Source organism: Bacillus sp. JZ34 (assembly GCF_053903205.1).
In genome coordinates, this window is sequence record NZ_CP096403.1 from 3,462,972 (window position 1) to 3,478,621 (window position 15,650).

General features: G+C 49.6%; 13 protein-coding genes. 6 read left to right on the forward strand and 7 right to left on the reverse strand.

Annotated features, from left to right (window positions below; genetic code table 11):
- Window positions 1–89 precede the first annotated feature (89 nt).
- Window positions 90–419, forward strand: a complete 330-nt coding sequence (locus M1D90_RS17735; protein WP_161513128.1) for a YnfA family protein — start codon at window positions 90–92, stop codon at window positions 417–419.
- Here the strand turns inward: M1D90_RS17735 and M1D90_RS17740 are convergent.
- The 5 genes from M1D90_RS17740 to M1D90_RS17760 form a co-directional block, all read right to left on the reverse strand.
- Window positions 416–2,251 (reverse strand): sigma-54-dependent Fis family transcriptional regulator, encoded by a 1,836-nt coding sequence (locus M1D90_RS17740; protein ID WP_023855893.1) that lies wholly within the window; start codon window positions 2,249–2,251, stop codon window positions 416–418. The genes M1D90_RS17735 and M1D90_RS17740 overlap by 4 nt on opposite strands.
- Before the next feature lie 102 nt (window positions 2,252–2,353).
- Entirely contained in the window at window positions 2,354–3,730 is a 1,377-nt protein-coding gene (gene lpdA, locus M1D90_RS17745; protein ID WP_456282934.1) for a dihydrolipoyl dehydrogenase, read from the reverse strand.
- Between the two features lie 18 nt (window positions 3,731–3,748).
- Window positions 3,749–4,876: a dihydrolipoamide acetyltransferase family protein gene (locus tag M1D90_RS17750; RefSeq protein WP_020450596.1), complete on the reverse strand. Its 1,128-nt coding sequence runs from the start codon at window positions 4,874–4,876 to the stop codon at window positions 3,749–3,751.
- Window positions 4,877–4,898: 22 nt separating this feature from the next.
- A complete protein-coding gene (locus M1D90_RS17755) occupies window positions 4,899–5,933 on the reverse strand; it encodes an alpha-ketoacid dehydrogenase subunit beta (RefSeq protein WP_023855891.1) in 1,035 nt (344 codons plus the stop codon).
- 21 nt (window positions 5,934–5,954) lie between these two features.
- The gene (locus M1D90_RS17760; protein WP_016886251.1) at window positions 5,955–6,929 is read right to left on the reverse strand and encodes a thiamine pyrophosphate-dependent dehydrogenase E1 component subunit alpha; all 975 of its coding nucleotides are present in this window, start codon (window positions 6,927–6,929) and stop codon (window positions 5,955–5,957) included.
- A 211-nt stretch (window positions 6,930–7,140) separates the two neighbouring features.
- Here M1D90_RS17760 and M1D90_RS17765 point away from each other — a divergent pair, with 211 nt between their 5' ends.
- The 5 genes from M1D90_RS17765 (at window position 7,141) to M1D90_RS17785 (ending at window position 13,178) form a co-directional block, all read left to right on the forward strand.
- Window positions 7,141–7,692 carry a DJ-1 family glyoxalase III gene (locus M1D90_RS17765; RefSeq protein ID WP_016886252.1) on the forward strand — a complete coding sequence of 184 codons (552 nt, stop codon included), beginning with the start codon at window positions 7,141–7,143 and terminating at the stop codon, window positions 7,690–7,692.
- A 267-nt stretch (window positions 7,693–7,959) separates the two neighbouring features.
- Entirely contained in the window at window positions 7,960–8,334 is a 375-nt protein-coding gene (locus M1D90_RS17770) for a DUF2294 domain-containing protein (RefSeq protein WP_016886253.1), read from the forward strand.
- A 175-nt stretch (window positions 8,335–8,509) separates the two neighbouring features.
- Window positions 8,510–10,042, forward strand: a complete 1,533-nt coding sequence (locus tag M1D90_RS17775; RefSeq protein WP_095293037.1) for an NADH dehydrogenase subunit 5 — start codon at window positions 8,510–8,512, stop codon at window positions 10,040–10,042.
- Window positions 10,039–12,660, forward strand: a complete 2,622-nt coding sequence (locus M1D90_RS17780) for a DUF2309 domain-containing protein (RefSeq protein ID WP_026580639.1) — start codon at window positions 10,039–10,041, stop codon at window positions 12,658–12,660. The genes M1D90_RS17775 and M1D90_RS17780 overlap by 4 nt, the downstream gene beginning before the upstream one ends.
- Before the next feature lie 11 nt (window positions 12,661–12,671).
- On the forward strand, window positions 12,672–13,178 hold the full coding sequence (locus M1D90_RS17785) for a carbonic anhydrase (RefSeq protein ID WP_026580640.1): 507 nt from the start codon (window positions 12,672–12,674) through the stop codon (window positions 13,176–13,178).
- Window positions 13,179–13,212: 34 nt separating this feature from the next.
- Here M1D90_RS17785 and M1D90_RS17790 read toward each other — a convergent pair whose 3' ends face one another.
- Both M1D90_RS17790 and M1D90_RS17795 read right to left on the reverse strand, forming a co-directional pair.
- A complete protein-coding gene (locus M1D90_RS17790; protein ID WP_020450591.1) occupies window positions 13,213–14,055 on the reverse strand; it encodes a PRD domain-containing protein in 843 nt (280 codons plus the stop codon).
- A gap of 42 nt (window positions 14,056–14,097) precedes the next feature.
- A complete protein-coding gene (locus M1D90_RS17795) occupies window positions 14,098–15,474 on the reverse strand; it encodes a sucrose-specific PTS transporter subunit IIBC (RefSeq protein WP_020450590.1) in 1,377 nt (458 codons plus the stop codon).
- Between the last annotated feature and the right edge of the window lie 176 nt (window positions 15,475–15,650).

Here is a 15,650-nt window from a genome sequence, read left to right on the forward strand (position 1 = left end):
GTTCTGTTTATTTTCCCGAAAAACGGGAACTTTCCCGGCCGTTTTATGTCGTGTAGAATAAAGGCAATTCACTGAATTGGAGTGTGTTGTTGATGCTGATCGCAATCGGTTTATTTTTGCTGGCGGGCTTGGCTGAAATCGGCGGGGGCTATCTCGTATGGCTGTGGCTGAGGGAAGCCAAACCGCTGTGGTACGGGGTAGCCGGAGGGCTGACTTTAATCATTTACGGCATAATCCCGGCTTTTCAGGCGTTTCCATCGTTCGGGCGCGTCTATGCCGCGTACGGGGGCGTATTTATTATTCTGGCTGTGCTTTGGGGTTGGCTGGTGGACAAAAAAACCCCCGACCTCTATGATTGGGCCGGGGCCGTGATCTGTTTAGCCGGTGTCAGCGTCATGCTTTGGGCGCCGAGAGGTTAAAGGTTATACTTTCGAAGCCGCTTGTAAAATGTGCTTCTTGGAATTCCGGCCTGCTTAGCCGCTTCGGACACATTTCCTTTCGTTTTTTGCAAAGCTTCCATCATCGTTTGTTTTTGGACACGTTCTCTGAATGTGAGCCGGTCTTCTTCAGAAGGTGCGCCGCTTTTCCAATGGAGTCCGTCCAGCACCGCGCTGTATTGGGACGGGGCGATCAGCCCGCCGTCCGGAAATAAAACCCTGAGCCTTTCAAACGTATTAAAGAGCTCACGGACGTTTCCCGGCCAGTGATATTCTTGAAGCCGATTGAAAAAAACCGGCGGAAAATCGGCCTTCCACCCGTGTTGCTGCTGATAGTGGCGGAACAAATCAGGTATGTCCTCTTTGCGCTCTCTGAGCGGCGGTACTTTTACCGGATAAACATGAAGGCGGTAATACAGATCTTCACGTATCTTTCCTTTTTGGAGAAGATCTTTCAGATCACGGTGTGTTGCTGTGATGATTCTGATGTCGAGGGGAACTTCACGGGTTCCGCCGATCGGGGTGACCTTCCGCTCTTCGATGATCCTTAAGAGCGCCACTTGCATCTGATAAGGGATCTCACCGATTTCATCGAGAAAAATCGTACCGCGGTGAGCCTGTTCAAACTTCCCTTTTGAACCGCGGCGCTTTGCTCCTGTAAATGCACCTTCGGCATAGCCGAACAATTCGCTCTCCATCAGGCTTTCAGGAATGGCGCCGCAGTTGACGGCGATAAAAGGCCCGTTTCTCCGGGCGCTTGCCTGATGAATGGCCCTTGCGGCAAGTTCCTTTCCGGAGCCTGTCTCCCCCCATATGTATACATTCGCATCAGTCTGAGCCGCAAGCCTCATGTCGTTAAGCGCCTGCTGAAACGCCCGGCTTGTTCCGGTTTCTCCTGGATAGATGAAACCGGATGCGAGTGATGGAGCTGTTTTTTTGCGGGAGACTTCAGCCAGTGCCATCGACTTTCCGAGGGGCCTCCCGTCTTTTGCGGAGAAAATCGTCTGCTTGTGCACGCCGGCAAACCCGCGCTCATACAGATCATTGACATCCATTCTCCTCCAGTCGGAAAAACGTTCCCGCACCGATCTGCTCGCAGCTACGATTTTGTCTTTTTCATTGCAGACGATAAACGGCTGATCCGAATCGATTTTTTCAAGACAATGGCTGATGAGCTCGGCTTCGTTTTTTTTCGTGTGTACGCTGACCTCGCGCTCGATGGCGTGTGCGGCAGTAGCAGCCATCCCAAGCATAAAGGGATGCCTTCTATCCGTGAGACAGGAAATATCAATCAAACCCATAACGGTGCCGTCTTCATCGCGAATCGGTGCAGCAGAACAGCTCCAATGATGGGATGCCACCGAAAAATGCTCGGTCCCGTGAATGGTGACAGCTTCGCCGATTTCAAGTGCGGTTCCGATGGCGTTCGTACCGACTTCTGTTTCCGTCCAGCGCACACCCTCAACAAAATTGATTTTTTTCGCCTCTTCAAGCGTCCTCAGGCATCCGGCCAAACTCAATACGTACCCGTCGGCATCGATCAAGAGCGCCATCATTTCCGACTCTTTTAATTCACGGCTGATATTGTGTAAATAAGGCAGGGCGATATCGAGGAATAACGAATGTTTCTTTTTTTGAGCGTTGAATAAATCCTTTTTTAAAATTGACTGTCCTTTATCTAAATACGGATTTACATTTCGGCTTTTGCAGCGGTACCATGATTCCATGACTCTTTTGTTCAAGCGGGCCTGGTCAAGGAGCCCCTCCTGAACAAAACGTTTCCACGTATTTAAATAGCAGGGCGTCGGATTCATTCCATCCTCTCCTAATGCTTTTTCCTCATTATATTATAAAAGCGCTTTCAATATCGATAAAAAAAACTCCGCACTTACCTGCTGTGCGAAGTTTTCCATTATTCAGCAATGAACCGCCTGGCCTGCGACTTGCAGCAAAGCTTCGTGAATCGTTTCCGAAAGAGTCGGATGGGCCGCGATGAAGTGCTCCATTGCGTCTGCCGTCAGCTCAGCGTGCATCATCACGGCTGCCTGGCCGATCAGTTCGGTTGCTCCCGGACCCACGATCGAAACCCCGACAATTTCCTGATACTCCGGCTCTGTGATGATTTTGACCTTTCCGGCAGCCTCATTTAAAATAAGTGCTTTTCCGTTTGAAGAAAACGGAAACTCACCGATACGAACATCCCCGTAGCGCTCCCTCGCCTTTTTTTCATTTAAGCCGACGCTTGCGATCTCAGGCGAGGTATAGATGCAGCGCGGAATGATTTCACTGTTGACCTTCATGTCTTTGCCCGAGGCATGGGATGCGGCGACGATTCCTTCGTGAAAGGCGGCATGCGCTAGCTGAACTCCGCCTGTGATATCCCCGCACGCATAAATATGCGGAATGTTTGTCTGCATATGCTTGTTGACTTGAATCCCTTTCCTGTCATATCGGACTCCGATATGCTCAAGCTTCAAATCAGCAGTTCTCGGTTTTCGGCCGACGGCGACCAGACATCGATCCGCTTGAATATTAAAGCTGTCATCGCCATTTTTCAGAAAGACGCGCTGCCGGGCAGGATCAAGACGCTCCACTTGTACAGATGTGAAAACACGGACGCCGGACTCTTCGAGACTTGTGTGCAGAAAGGCGGCAATATCCGGATCTTCCTCAGGCAAAATCTGTTCCGCTTGCTCGGCTATCACTACGTTTGCTCCCAACCTGCTGTATATACTGGCAAATTCACAACCGATGATTCCTCCGCCGATAATAAAAATTGTTTCAGGAATGGATGGCAATGACATGGCATCTCCGCTGTCGATGATCCAGCTCCCGTCAAAAGACGCTAAAGGCAGTGCGGCAGGTTCCGCTCCTGCCGCTATAATCACATGCCCGGCATTGATGACCTCCTGTTTTCCGTCCTTTTCAACAATTATGTCGTGTTCCGACAAGAACGATGCTTTTCCTTGCAGCACCTTGATTTTGTTTTTATTCATCAAATATTTAATACCCCCGGCGAGCCGCTGAATAATCTCTCTCTTACGGCTCTGGACGGCCTCCCACTGAACCGTCGGGCTTTCGCCTGCCAGCCCGATGCCGAATGCACCGGCGGACTTTACTTTCTCGAACATATCGGCGCTCTCAAGAAGCGCTTTTGTCGGTATGCACCCTTCATTTAAACACGTCCCTCCGAGGGGGCCATCTTCAATCAGGATGACTTCTCTGCTATTCTTGGCGGCTGTTATTGCCGCTACGTAACCCGCAGGTCCCCCTCCTATAATCGCGAGTGTCACAGTCTATCCACCTTCTCTCTATAAAAGAATCGATGCAGGATCTTCCAAATATTTTTTTACATCTGAAAGGAATGCTGCAGCAGGCGCACCATCAAGCGCGCGGTGATCAAAAGTCAGACTGAGCGGCAGAATGGCGCCCTTTGTCAGTTCTCCGTCTTGATAGACGGGGGCCGAATACATTTGGCCGATTCCAAGTATCCCGGTTTCTGGCGGATTTAAGATCGGTGTAAAGTGCTCGACACCATATGCGCCGAGATTTGTAATCGTAAATGTCGATCCTTCTATTTCGTCGTGCAGAAGCCTACCTTCCCGCGCTTTTTTGGCGTACCATTTGATTTTCTTGGCCAGTTCGATCAGCGGAAGCCGCTCGGCATGACGGATGACGGGAACGGCCAGGCCTTCGTCCAAAGCCGCCGCCACTCCTAAATGAACATGATCAAAGGTCGCAAGCCTTCCGTCTTGATAAACGCTGTTCATGGCCGGATGATCCAAAAGCGAAAAAACAGCTGCCCTGGCGGCAAAATCAGTGATCGTCAGCTTTGTATCATACCTGGATTGAGCTGTTTCATTAAGCTGTTTTTGCAGGGCTGTTAATTTCGTGATGTCCGCCTTCATCGTAATCGTCAGCTGGGCGCTGTTTTGCAGGCTTTCCGTCATTCTTGCGGCAATCGTTTTCCTCATCGGGCTTGCCGGCGGACGATCTTCAGCCTTATCCGCCTGCTTGTTCGGCCTGTCGGGAAGCGCCTGCAGCACATCCGCTTTCGTAATTCTCCCTCCGGGCCCCGTGCCTTTCAGCGTTTTGATGTCTATATTTGCGCTTTGCGCGATTTTGCGTGCAGCCGGAGAAATTTTAATCCGTTCTTTCGGGGAATCCGGCTGTTTTGTTTGACTTTCCGGCGTTTGTTCGTTTTCATTCCCGATCTGGCAGATGACCGTTCCCGGCGGCACTCCCTCTCCTTCGGACACTTTGATGTCCAACACGGTTCCGTTTGCCGGAGATTCGATTTCCATTTCGATTTTTTCGGAATTGATGCTGGCAATGCTTTCTCCTTTTTCAACGGCTTCACCGACTTTTTTATTCCAGACGGAAACCGTACCTTCTTTCATCGCCATTCCCAATTTCGGCATGACAACCTCGACAGCCATGTTCTCCTCTCCTTTCCAATCTTTATACCGTATGTGTTGAGATTTCTCCGAGCATCTCCAGCACGGTGTTCACCACTTTTTCCGGCGTCGGCAAATACAGGTCTTCAAGAGGCGGTGAAAATGGCACCGGCGTATGTGGAGCCGTTACCTTTTTAACCGGTGCATCAAGCGAATCAAATCCTTTATCTGCCGCCAATGATGCGATATCCGCGGCGATGCTGCATCTCGGATTGGCTTCATCGACGATCACAAGTCTGTTTGTTTTTTCAACAGATGTAAGGACGGCCTCCTCATCAAGCGGTGAAAGACTCCTCGGATCAAGGACTTCGGCTTCGATTCCCCGCAGTGAGAGCTGTTCCGCCGCTTGAAGCGCCGTATGAACCTGTTTGCCGACTGCGACAATCGTTACATCAGCGCCTTCCCGCTTGATATCGGCTTTTCCGATCGGAAGCGTGTAATATTCTTCCGGCACATCGCCTGTCATGTTGTACAGCGTTTTGTCTTCAAAAAAGATAACCGGGTCCTGATCCTCAATCGCAGCGAGCAATAAGCCTTTCGCATCGTACGGGGTCGACGGCACAATCACTTTCAAGCCGGGAATGCTTGTAAATAGGGCATACAAGCTTTGCGAATGCTGGGCGGCTGCCCTAAAGCCGGCTCCGTGGGTCGTCCGGATCGTAATCGGAACTTCCGCTTTTCCGCCAAACATGTAGCGGAACTTCGCTCCCTGGTTCAGCACCTGGTCCAGACACGTGCCGATAAAATCGTTAAACATCAATTCCGCGATCGGCCTTAAACCTGTTGAAGCCGCCGCCATGGCTGCGCCGATGTACCCCGCTTCACTGATCGGCGTATCAAGGACGCGCTCCCGTCCAAATTCCTGAACAATCCCTTTCGTGACGCCAAGCACACCGCCCCATGCTTCATCATCCTGCAGATGATCGACATTCGCTCCTCCTGCGACATCTTCCCCCATTAAAATGACGTGATCGTCCTTTCTCATCGCAAGTTTGATCGCTTCATTCAATGCGGCTGACATGCTGATTTCCCTCGTCATGTTTCCTTCCCCCTTCATGAATTAATAGGATACATATACATCTGTCAGCAGTTCGGTTTCTTCCGGATAAGCGCTTTTTTCGCTGAATGCGACCGCTTGCTCGACCGCTTCTTCAACTTCTTTTTCAATCCGTGACTGCTCTTCTTCACTCATCAGCCCTTTTGCCAGCAATTCGCTTTTGAACACGGCAATGGCATCTTTTTCTTCCTGATGCACCGCTTTTTCGTCATTTGTTTTGTAGCGCTGGGCATCTCCTTCAAAATGGCCGTAGTTCCGGTATGTCATACACTCAATAAGCGTCGGTCCTTCACCGTTTTTGGCACGCTCTATCGCCCGGCCCGCAGCCTGGAAAACCGCGGCTGCATCTTTTCCATCCACGCGAATGCCCGGAATCCCGTAGGCGGCCGCACGATCTGCGATCGACTCGCAGCTTGACGCATAGGAAAACGGCGTCGCTTCGCCATACCCGTTGTTTTCGGCGACAAATATGACAGGGAGCTTCCAGATGGCGGCAAGGTTGATCCCTTCGTGAAACGTCCCCTGGTTGTTGGCGCCGTCGCCAAAAAAGCAAACGCTTACATTTTTAGTCTTTTTATACTTTGCAGTGAGGGCAGCTCCGCAGGCCAAGGGAAATCCCCCGCCGACGATTCCGTTTGCGCCTAGCATCCCTTTGTCAAAGTCTGCGATATGCATCGATCCGCCTTTTCCTTTGCAAAGTCCTGCAGATTTCCCGTATATCTCGGCCATCATCCCTTTCAAGTCGCACCCTTTTGCAATGCAGTGCCCATGGCCGCGATGTGTGCTCGTGATGGTGTCTTCATCATTCAGATGGGCGCAGACGCCCGCAGCGACCGCTTCTTCCCCGGCGTAAAGATGGACAAAACCCGGCAGTATCCCTTTAGCAAACAGCTGATGAACCCGATCTTCGAAATAGCGGATTTCCAGCATTTTTTGATACATCCATACCGCCTTTTCCTTTGTCAGTGCCTCTTCCATATGAAAAAACCTCCTGTCTTTTTTTACTCACACGTTATGATGCAAAAATCGTGCCAGCTCTCCGACGCGAACATGAAGCTCTTTTCAGACGAACATCCTTCCAAAACAAGAGACAAAACGAGACGGGTGTCTCAATTTGTCTACTTCATCAGTTGCGGAAATGTCTTTGCCGCAGTTAGAATGAACGGTAGAGACGAAGGAGGTTTTTTTCATGAAGAAAGCGTATGTTTTTTTAATCGGCGGATTTGAAGAAATCGAAGCGATAGCAACGATTGATATTTTACGGAGAGCTGAAGTCGAGACCGTCACCGTCTCGCTTGATCCATCGCGCAGCGTGAAAGGCGGGCATGACATTGTCGTCGAGGCAGACGTCATGTTTGAGGATGCTGATTTTCAAAAAGCGGATATGCTGATACTTCCGGGCGGAAATGTAGGCAGCAAAAAAATGCTGGAACACCAAGCTTTGCACAAGACGCTGACAGAAGCGGCGGATGCAGGAAAATATGTCGCCGCTATCTGCGCCGCAACGATGACGCTCGGAAAAACGGGGCTTGTCAGCGGGAAAAAAGCGACCTGCTATCCCGGGGTTGAAGAACATTTAACAGGAGCGGATGTCACTGCAAATGAAAATGTTGTCGTAGATGGAAACATCATTACTTCCAGAGGCCCGGCGACCACGATTCCATTTGCCCTCAAGCTTGCCGAATTGCTGAACGGCAAAGAAAAAGCCGATGCAGTTGCCAAGGGAATGCTCGTCTGCTAAGACGGTATTCCTCTTTTTTATCCATAAAAGAACGGTATTGACATCATAAATCTTAAAAGATATGATATTTAAAAAGTAATTCCGTAAAATCAATAATTGTAATCTCATGCAAAAGAGCTTTAGCATTCGGCTATAATCCCTATGGTCGCGTGAAAAAGCACCCTTTACCATGTATGACATTAACATTTTGATAGGACGGTATATTTCATTTTCCCTATACTCATGTATAAGGAAAAGAAATATACCGTTTTTCAGGAGGATATAACATTGAAAAAACAGAAAGTGACAAAGGGGTCTCTGGAGGCGGAGATCAGCAAAACCTTAACCCAATGGGAAAAAGACTATTTGGGCCGCGGCTCCGTGTCTGTTAAAACAGACATTCTCAGAAATATGGTCATCATTTCCCTGAACGGTATTTTGACACCCGCCGAATACGAACTTTGCAGTACAAAAGAAGGCCTGCTGTCAATTAAAAGAACCCGCTCCGGTTTGGTGGAATCGGGTATAGAACAACTGAGCCGCATAATGAAGGAGCTGACCGGTGAAGAGACGATCAGCTTTCACACGGATATCAGCACCCGCACTGGCGAGCGGATCATGGTATTTAAATTGGCAAACGACCTGCAAAAAAAATTGGCATAGAAAAACGGAAGATCTTTAAAGCATGAACATGAGTTAAAGATAAGCCGGTATTATTCAGAAAGATTGGCTGAAATGGGCCGATCCTGAATATACCGGCTTTTTTTACGTTTTCAGAAAGGAAGGCAAGACATGAAACAGTATGTTCTTTTCCATCATCCCGACGGAGGGATGCCGGATGTTTGATCTGCTAGATTCTTTATTTTGGCTGAAAATATTTTTCGCGTCGCTTACGCTTTGTTTGTTCAGCGCACTGCTCGTCCTGAATCGAAAGGTTCCATTGGCATATGTACGGATTCACGCCAAGATCATCGCCCTGCCGCCGCTTGCCGCGCTGGCAGCATTGATAACGGCAAATCCCGGGCAAGCTGGAGCTCCTTGGCGCTTGGATTCGCTGGCTTGGCTGATCGCCTTGTTTGTCTTGACAATCGGCTTCATCGTCCAGCGCTACTCTGTCCGGTATTTGTTCGGCGACCGCTCCTACCGTAAATTTTTTGTGCTGCTGACGCTTACAACAGGAGGCGCTTCATGCGCCTGGCTGAACGATGATCTTCGCTGGCTCCTCTTATGCTGGGGTATCACGCTTTTCGGCTTGACCGCGCTAATCGGCTTAAACAGCGCGTGGCAACCGGCCAAAAATGCCGCTTTGTATGCGGGCCGAATCTTTGCACTCAGCTGGCTGGCGATAGCAGCAGCCGCTCTTTGGCTGTCTCTCGCGACAGGACACTGGCAGCTATCATCCGCCATAGCGGAGGAAAGCCTTGTACAGCTCAGCTCATGGGAGAAAACCGGGATTGGCCTCCTTATCATTTTAACGGTGATGATTCCTGCGGCACAGTGGCCGTTTCATCGCTGGCTGCTCGATTCGGCAATCGCGCCGACTCCCGTTTCCGCGGTCATGCACGCCGGACTCGTAAATGTAGGCGGCGTCATGCTGACCCGTTTCGCACCGATGTTCAGCGGTGATGGTCTGCAGCTTATTCTGCTTGTTCCCGCCGTCTTTTCCGTCTTGCTCGGAACGGGCATGATGATCGTCCAGACGGACTACAAGCGGCAGCTCGCAGCTTCAACGGTCGCGCAGATGGGTTTTATGCTCGTCCAATGCGCATTAGGAGCCTATATTGCGGCTGTTATTCACCTCATTTTGCACGGCCTGTTCAAAGCCGCCCTTTTCCTGCAAGCCGGATCAGCGGTGCGCCGTTATGAATCGTTCGCCTCTAAACGGGGCAGACCGGCTCTTTTCTGGGACATGATAGGCGGCGCCTTTGCTCTTACTGTCGTCATCGGAATCTGGGTCTCAGCTGCGGACGATGGCTATCAATTGATCAGCGCCCTTGTTTTAGGCTGGGCATTGTTCATTGCTTGGAGACAGCTTGTCACAGCCAATGACGGTCGCGTCACACGAATGGCCGGGCTTTTCATTTTAACGGGGGCTTCACTCGCGTTTGCCATCATTCATTCCGGTTTACACGGGCTCCTGAAGGAAGCTGTTGTACAGGGGGCGCAACCACCCGTCATGGCGGCCGTTTTAACGGTAGTCGTTTTGTTAGCTGGCACTGCGGCCGGCGCCTTGATCGTTCGGCAGCGGTTTGCATGGTCCGGCGCACTTTATCTGCGTCTTGTAAAAACGGGTGAGCCTCATTTTGAATCGGTCGAAGAACGGCCGAATTATCTTGACCAATATCTTACTCAAGGAGGTCGTCAATCATGAAAGCAGCACCCACATTGTCTAAACAATTGATCTTCAAATATGAACATCAGACAGCGGACTTTAATATTGATGAATCGGTTCAATCAGCAGCACGAGTCATTGCGCCGCTTTGGCCGATTGAAACCTTTGCCGCGCGCCATCCGTGGATGGGTCTTGAAGAACAGACATTTGAACAGACGGCCCGGCAGCTTAAACAGCAGCTTCAGGTTGATATATACCCAAAGTCCTCCATTTTCCGCTCCGCAAAACAAAGGGGAGAAATCGATGAGGCCATTCTTGAAAAAAAGCTGACGCATTGGCTCGATTCACATCAGCCCGGCATGCAGAGGGAAACAGCGGAAGCGTTTTGCAAAGCCGCGCTCAAGCTGGATGAAATCCCTGAACAGCTCTTGAGATCCCGGCAAGTCGAAAAGCTTGCCAAACAAGCAGCGCGCGGGACAATCGATGATCAAAAAACACGCTTGATCAAACCGCTCAGCGTTTTTGCCGGACAAAAAACCGCTCACCTTCTTGATCATCATGTGATTAAATGGTGCAAGCTGTTTCTCGATGAATCACAATCGGCATGGCGGCTTCCGCATCGTGAGAAAGGGTTTTACAGCGCTTGGCGGCAGCTTGTTGAACATGATCCCGCCCTGGCGCGAGCGGAACGCCAACGACTGAAAGGGTGGCCGGAAGAGCCTCGGGACGCGATGAAAAGAGCACTCCGAGCGCTTGATATTTCTGATGGAGACGTTCAGGCATACCTTGAAGCTCATTTGCTCTCTCTTCCGGGATGGGCCGGGATGATGCTTTGGCGTTCCCAGCAATCGCAGGACGAACAAGGGCTGCTTCTCGAGTATTTGGCCATCCGGCTTTCAATGGAATGGATGCTTATTGAACCTTATTTGCCGCTGTCTAAGCCAAAACCTGAAAAAGAGATGCAGGTCGTTCCTTTGATTGCGGCCTGGCTGCATTGGGGCGGCCTGACGCCTGACGAATGGCTCAAACTTTCAGCAGCAGAGCAAAAAGCGAGATTAACACTCGCCCGCCGCTTTGATGATCTAACGCGCAGGCGCATCTGGCTGGAAGCATGGGAACAATCATACGCTGCTGAGGTAAGGAACCTCATCACGGCAAACAAACCTGCCGCTGCCGCCAAAAGTGAAGCGGCGCTGGCCCAGCTTGCATTTTGTATTGATGTCCGTTCAGAGCCGTTCCGACGGGCATTGGAAAAGTCAGGCCCTTTTGAAACGTATGGAACAGCGGGCTTTTTCAATCTGGCAATCGAAACGTGCGAACTTGGCACTAAGCACACTCACAGCTCTCTGCCGGTCATCCTTAAACCTCAGCATCGAGTAAATGAAACGGCCGATGAATCAAGCTTTAAATCGTATCAAGAACATAAAAAAGCAGCAGCTTCGCTGAGCTCCGCCTTTAAAAAGATGAAACAGAATCTATTGGCGGGTATGCTCCTTCCCGAAGTGAGCGGGCCATGGCTGAGCCTGCAAATGGCCGCGCGCAGCCTGGTCCCCCGCACAGCCGGGCAAACTTTCCGGAATGCGCGGAAAACATGGCTGAAAAAGCCTCAGGCAAAGCTCTCGCTTGATCGTATGGAAACATCTGATGCCGGTATTCCGGTCGGATTTACGGATGAAGAAAAAGCCGCCTATGCCAGACAGGCATTAAAGATGATGGGGATCACAGATCGGTTCGCTCCGCTGGTTGTCATTTGCGGGCACGCCAGCAGAAGCACGAATAACCCTTATGCATCGGCATTGGACTGCGGCGCCTGCGGAGGCGCATCAGGCGCTTTTAACGCACGCGTCCTAGCCGCTTTATGCAACCTTCCGAGCGTCAGACAGAGGCTCCGCTCCGACGGCATTTTTATTCCGGAAGATACGGTATTCGCCGCCGCAGAGCACATTACAACATTGGATGAACTGCAGTGGCTCTATGTACCTGAGCTTCCGGCTAAAGCTCAACAAGCGTTCGACCGCATCAACTCGGTGCTTCCTGATGTGAGCCGTACTGTCGGAGCCGAACGCTTAGAAGAGCTGCCGCAGCTCGGCTACCAAAATCCGCGGAATGAAGTTGAGCGCTTCGCCGAAGATTGGAGCGAAATCCGTCCAGAATGGGGGCTGGCCCGAAATGCTTCATTCATCATCGGCACACGCCGGCTTACACGCGAAGCTGATCTTGAAGGAAGAGCTTTTCTGCACAGCTATGACTGGCGGAATGACGAGGACGGCTCCATCCTCAGCGGCATCATTTCAGGGCCTGGAACAGTAGCCCAATGGATCAATCTGCAATATTACGCGTCAACCGTCGCACCGCATTATTATGGAAGCGGAAATAAGGCAACTCAAACCGTCACTTCAGGCCTCGGCGTCATGCAAGGAAATGCAAGCGATCTTTTGGCCGGTCTCCCGTGGCAGTCCGTCATGCGGTCGGATGACGAAATATATCATGCGCCTCTCAGACTCCTGATCGTGATCGAAGCACCGGATGATGCTATCGAACGTCTCCTTGACCGCGATCACAGCTTCCGGCAAAAGGCGGAGAACGGATGGATCCACCTGGCATCTATTAACCCGGAGGGAAAATGGAAGAACTGGACAAACACGATAAATGAATGAGGTGAAATGTCATGGAAGAAAACAAAAAAATACTGATGATTATCGGAATGGAGAAACAGCTTGAACAGACCATCTGCCGGGCAGGGAATATTCAGCCTGAGAACGCCCTTGTTTTAAAAAGCGTCTTCCCTGATATTTCACAGCCCTACGGTGATATGATGAGGGATATCATTACCCTTGTCCACCGGAACAAAGCGGAAGAAATTTGGATTGTCCGCGATAAATACGAGCAAACGGCAGATAAAGATATTTCTGACCTTTTAAATAGAAACAAAGATTTAAGCGATAGAATGCAAACTTTAGAGTACCTTTTCCAAAACTGCAGTCCGGAATTTCCGTACGGCAGCATCGATGAATGGCTGTCACCGAGCGAAAATGCGGCCGAAGGCGTCCAAAAAAGCGTCGCCTCCATCCGACAGCACCCGTTAATCCCTTCGCACGTCAATGTAAAAGGATTTCTAATCGAAAATTCGGTTTTAACGGAAATTGAAACCTTAAACAAAAACGGAGCCCGATAACAGGGCTCCGTTTTGTCTTAAACACAGGCATTCTTTACACAACAGCAGACCGCTGATAAAATCTCTGAATATGCATGGTAATATAGCACAGCTCTTTTTCCGGAAATTCAAAGCCATACTCCCGCTTCACAAATGCCCCGATTTCTTCTGCGCACATAAACGCTTGTCCAAACTTCTTTTTAATGAGGCTGATCATTTCACCATCCATTTCGTAAAATGTCTCTCCCGATTCAATATGCTGAATGGCGAAACGGAGATGGTTGACAAGCCGCTCATACGAAATCGTCTCATCCTTTATTTTAATGTTGAGTTTATCTTCGATAATCTCGATAATATCCTTGATCATCGTTGTGAGATCGAGCGTTTTTGTCATATCTCCCGCGTTTGTTTTCGCTGTATGAATATGAAGCGCAATATTGGCGACTTCATCCTCCGGAATATCGATCTTCAGCTTATCTTTAATGAGGGCCTTTGCCCAGCGGCCGATTTGAAATTCTTTCGTATAGAGGACTTTAACTTCCTGAAGCAGCGGATTTTTAATGACCATTCCCTTGCTTAACCGTTCTATCGCGAATGATAAATGATCTGAAAAAGCGACATGGATTCGCTCATTGATTTTGATCCCGAGCTCTTTTTCCGCATGAGAAATAATGTCCTCCGCCACCTGAATATGATCTTCCGGCAACGTTTTTAAGATCTCCTCGAATTGGCGGTATTCTGTTGAATCTTTCATCACAAATATTTTTTCAATTTTAGATCTATCGACAATATCATTCTTCTTTTTTTGAAATGCGATTCCGGAACCTAATACGATCTTTTCCTCGCCGCCATCCTTGACGACGAGCGCATTGTTATTTAAGATTTTTTTTACTTTCATAGCTGCCTTCCTTTCATCCTGTTTTAATGAATGAAAACGGAATTATTCTTTTTCATCTTTAAAGCCAAGACACAAAGTCGCAATGAATGCTGAAATCACCGCAATCGCAAAAGCGATTAAATAATGAATGAGATTGGCGGTGCCAAGAGGGAGAATGATTGAAATCATCGGGATGCCGGACAATCCGTAAGAGTTTGCCGCAACGTGTGTGAAGACGGCGTATGCCCCTCCGATGGCGCCTCCGATCGATGCGCCGATAAACGGTCTCGCGAGCTTCAGATTGACGCCAAACATGACAGGTTCGACGATTCCCAAAAAAGCGGTGAGAGAAGCCGGAATCGCAATCTTTCTGATAGCGGCATTCTTTGTTTTCAAAAATACGGCGAGCCCCGCTCCTCCCTGCGCGACATTGGCCATCGACCATATTGGAAGCAGAAAATTGACCCCATATTCGGGATCTGCAAGCAGCGACGCTTCAATCACATAAAAACTATGGTGCAGGCCGCTCAAAACGAGTAAGGAGTAAAGCCCGCCAAATAAAAATCCGGCGCAGGCCCCCGCAAAATGATAAACAAACCCGAGACAGTCGCTTACGAAATGAGCGATGATCAGTGAGAGCGGCCCCATGATAAACAGCGCGGCAAATCCGGAAGCCATAACTGTAATAAACGGTGCGACAAGCAAATCTAAAGAACGGGGGACGATTCTTTTTAAGAATTTTTCGATTTTGCTCATTATGTAGACGGATAAGAGAATCGGTATGACTGTCCCCTGGTATCCGATCAAAGGGACTTCAAGGCCGAATACTTCGACGGATTCCGGCTTTTGGCTGCCGAGCAATGAAGGATCGAGTAAATCGGGATGGGTCAGAATTCCGCCGATGACAGCGCCTAAAAACGGATTCGCTCCAAACTGTTTAGCCGCACTGAACCCGATCAGCACAGGCAAAATGACAAACGCTGAGCTTGAAAAAATATCGAGCATTTTCATCAGCGGGCCGCCATAAGCGCCGAGGCTGAATTCTTTAAGCACACTGATGAGACCCATGAGCAATCCGCTCGCAACGATTGCCGGAATGATCGGCACAAAGATGTCTGACAGCGTTTTGGCAAATCGCGTCAATACGTTCATGTTTGGCGGCGCCTCCCGCCGGGCTTCTTCAAGAGGAGCCGGATCGCTGTATTGAATCATTTCCTTATAAATCTTATTGACTACACCTGTACCGAAAATGATCTGAAACAAACCGTATCTGAAAAAAGTCCCCTGCACAGACTCCATCTTTTCAATAGCAGCTATATCGATTTTTTCTTCATCTCTGACATTGAAGCGCAGCCTTGTCGTACAATGGCTGATGCTGATGATATTCTCCGCGCCTCCAATGAGGGGCAAGAGAACTCTTGCAATCTCTTTATGCAGCACCCGGATCTACCTCCTCCAATTTTTCTATCCTATCAAATCAACAGAAGACGATCAAAATGAAAAATGTGCCATCACATCCAAAGACCCCCGGCGAAAGGAATAAAAAAAGACCTAAAACATGCGAAAGCATCAGCCGATAGGCGCAAAAAAAGCACACTAAGGTCTGTAGTTCCTTT

Excerpts from the sequence above, each read along its gene's own strand:
- M1D90_RS17740 (WP_023855893.1), bottom strand. The coding sequence starts at position 2,251 with ATGAATCCGACGCCCTGCTATTTAAATACGTGGAAACGTTTTGTTCAG.
- M1D90_RS17750 (WP_020450596.1), bottom strand. The coding sequence starts at position 4,876 with ATGGCTGTCGAGGTTGTCATGCCGAAATTGGGAATGGCGATGAAAGAA.
- M1D90_RS17755 (WP_023855891.1), bottom strand. The coding sequence starts at position 5,933 with ATGACGAGGGAAATCAGCATGTCAGCCGCATTGAATGAAGCGATCAAA.
- M1D90_RS17760 (WP_016886251.1), bottom strand. The coding sequence starts at position 6,929 with ATGGAAGAGGCACTGACAAAGGAAAAGGCGGTATGGATGTATCAAAAA.
- M1D90_RS17765 (WP_016886252.1), top strand. The coding sequence starts at position 7,141 with ATGAAGAAAGCGTATGTTTTTTTAATCGGCGGATTTGAAGAAATCGAA.
- M1D90_RS17775 (WP_095293037.1), top strand. The coding sequence starts at position 8,510 with ATGTTTGATCTGCTAGATTCTTTATTTTGGCTGAAAATATTTTTCGCG.
- M1D90_RS17780 (WP_026580639.1), top strand. The coding sequence starts at position 10,039 with ATGAAAGCAGCACCCACATTGTCTAAACAATTGATCTTCAAATATGAA.
- M1D90_RS17785 (WP_026580640.1), top strand. The coding sequence starts at position 12,672 with ATGGAAGAAAACAAAAAAATACTGATGATTATCGGAATGGAGAAACAG.
- M1D90_RS17790 (WP_020450591.1), bottom strand. The coding sequence starts at position 14,055 with ATGAAAGTAAAAAAAATCTTAAATAACAATGCGCTCGTCGTCAAGGAT.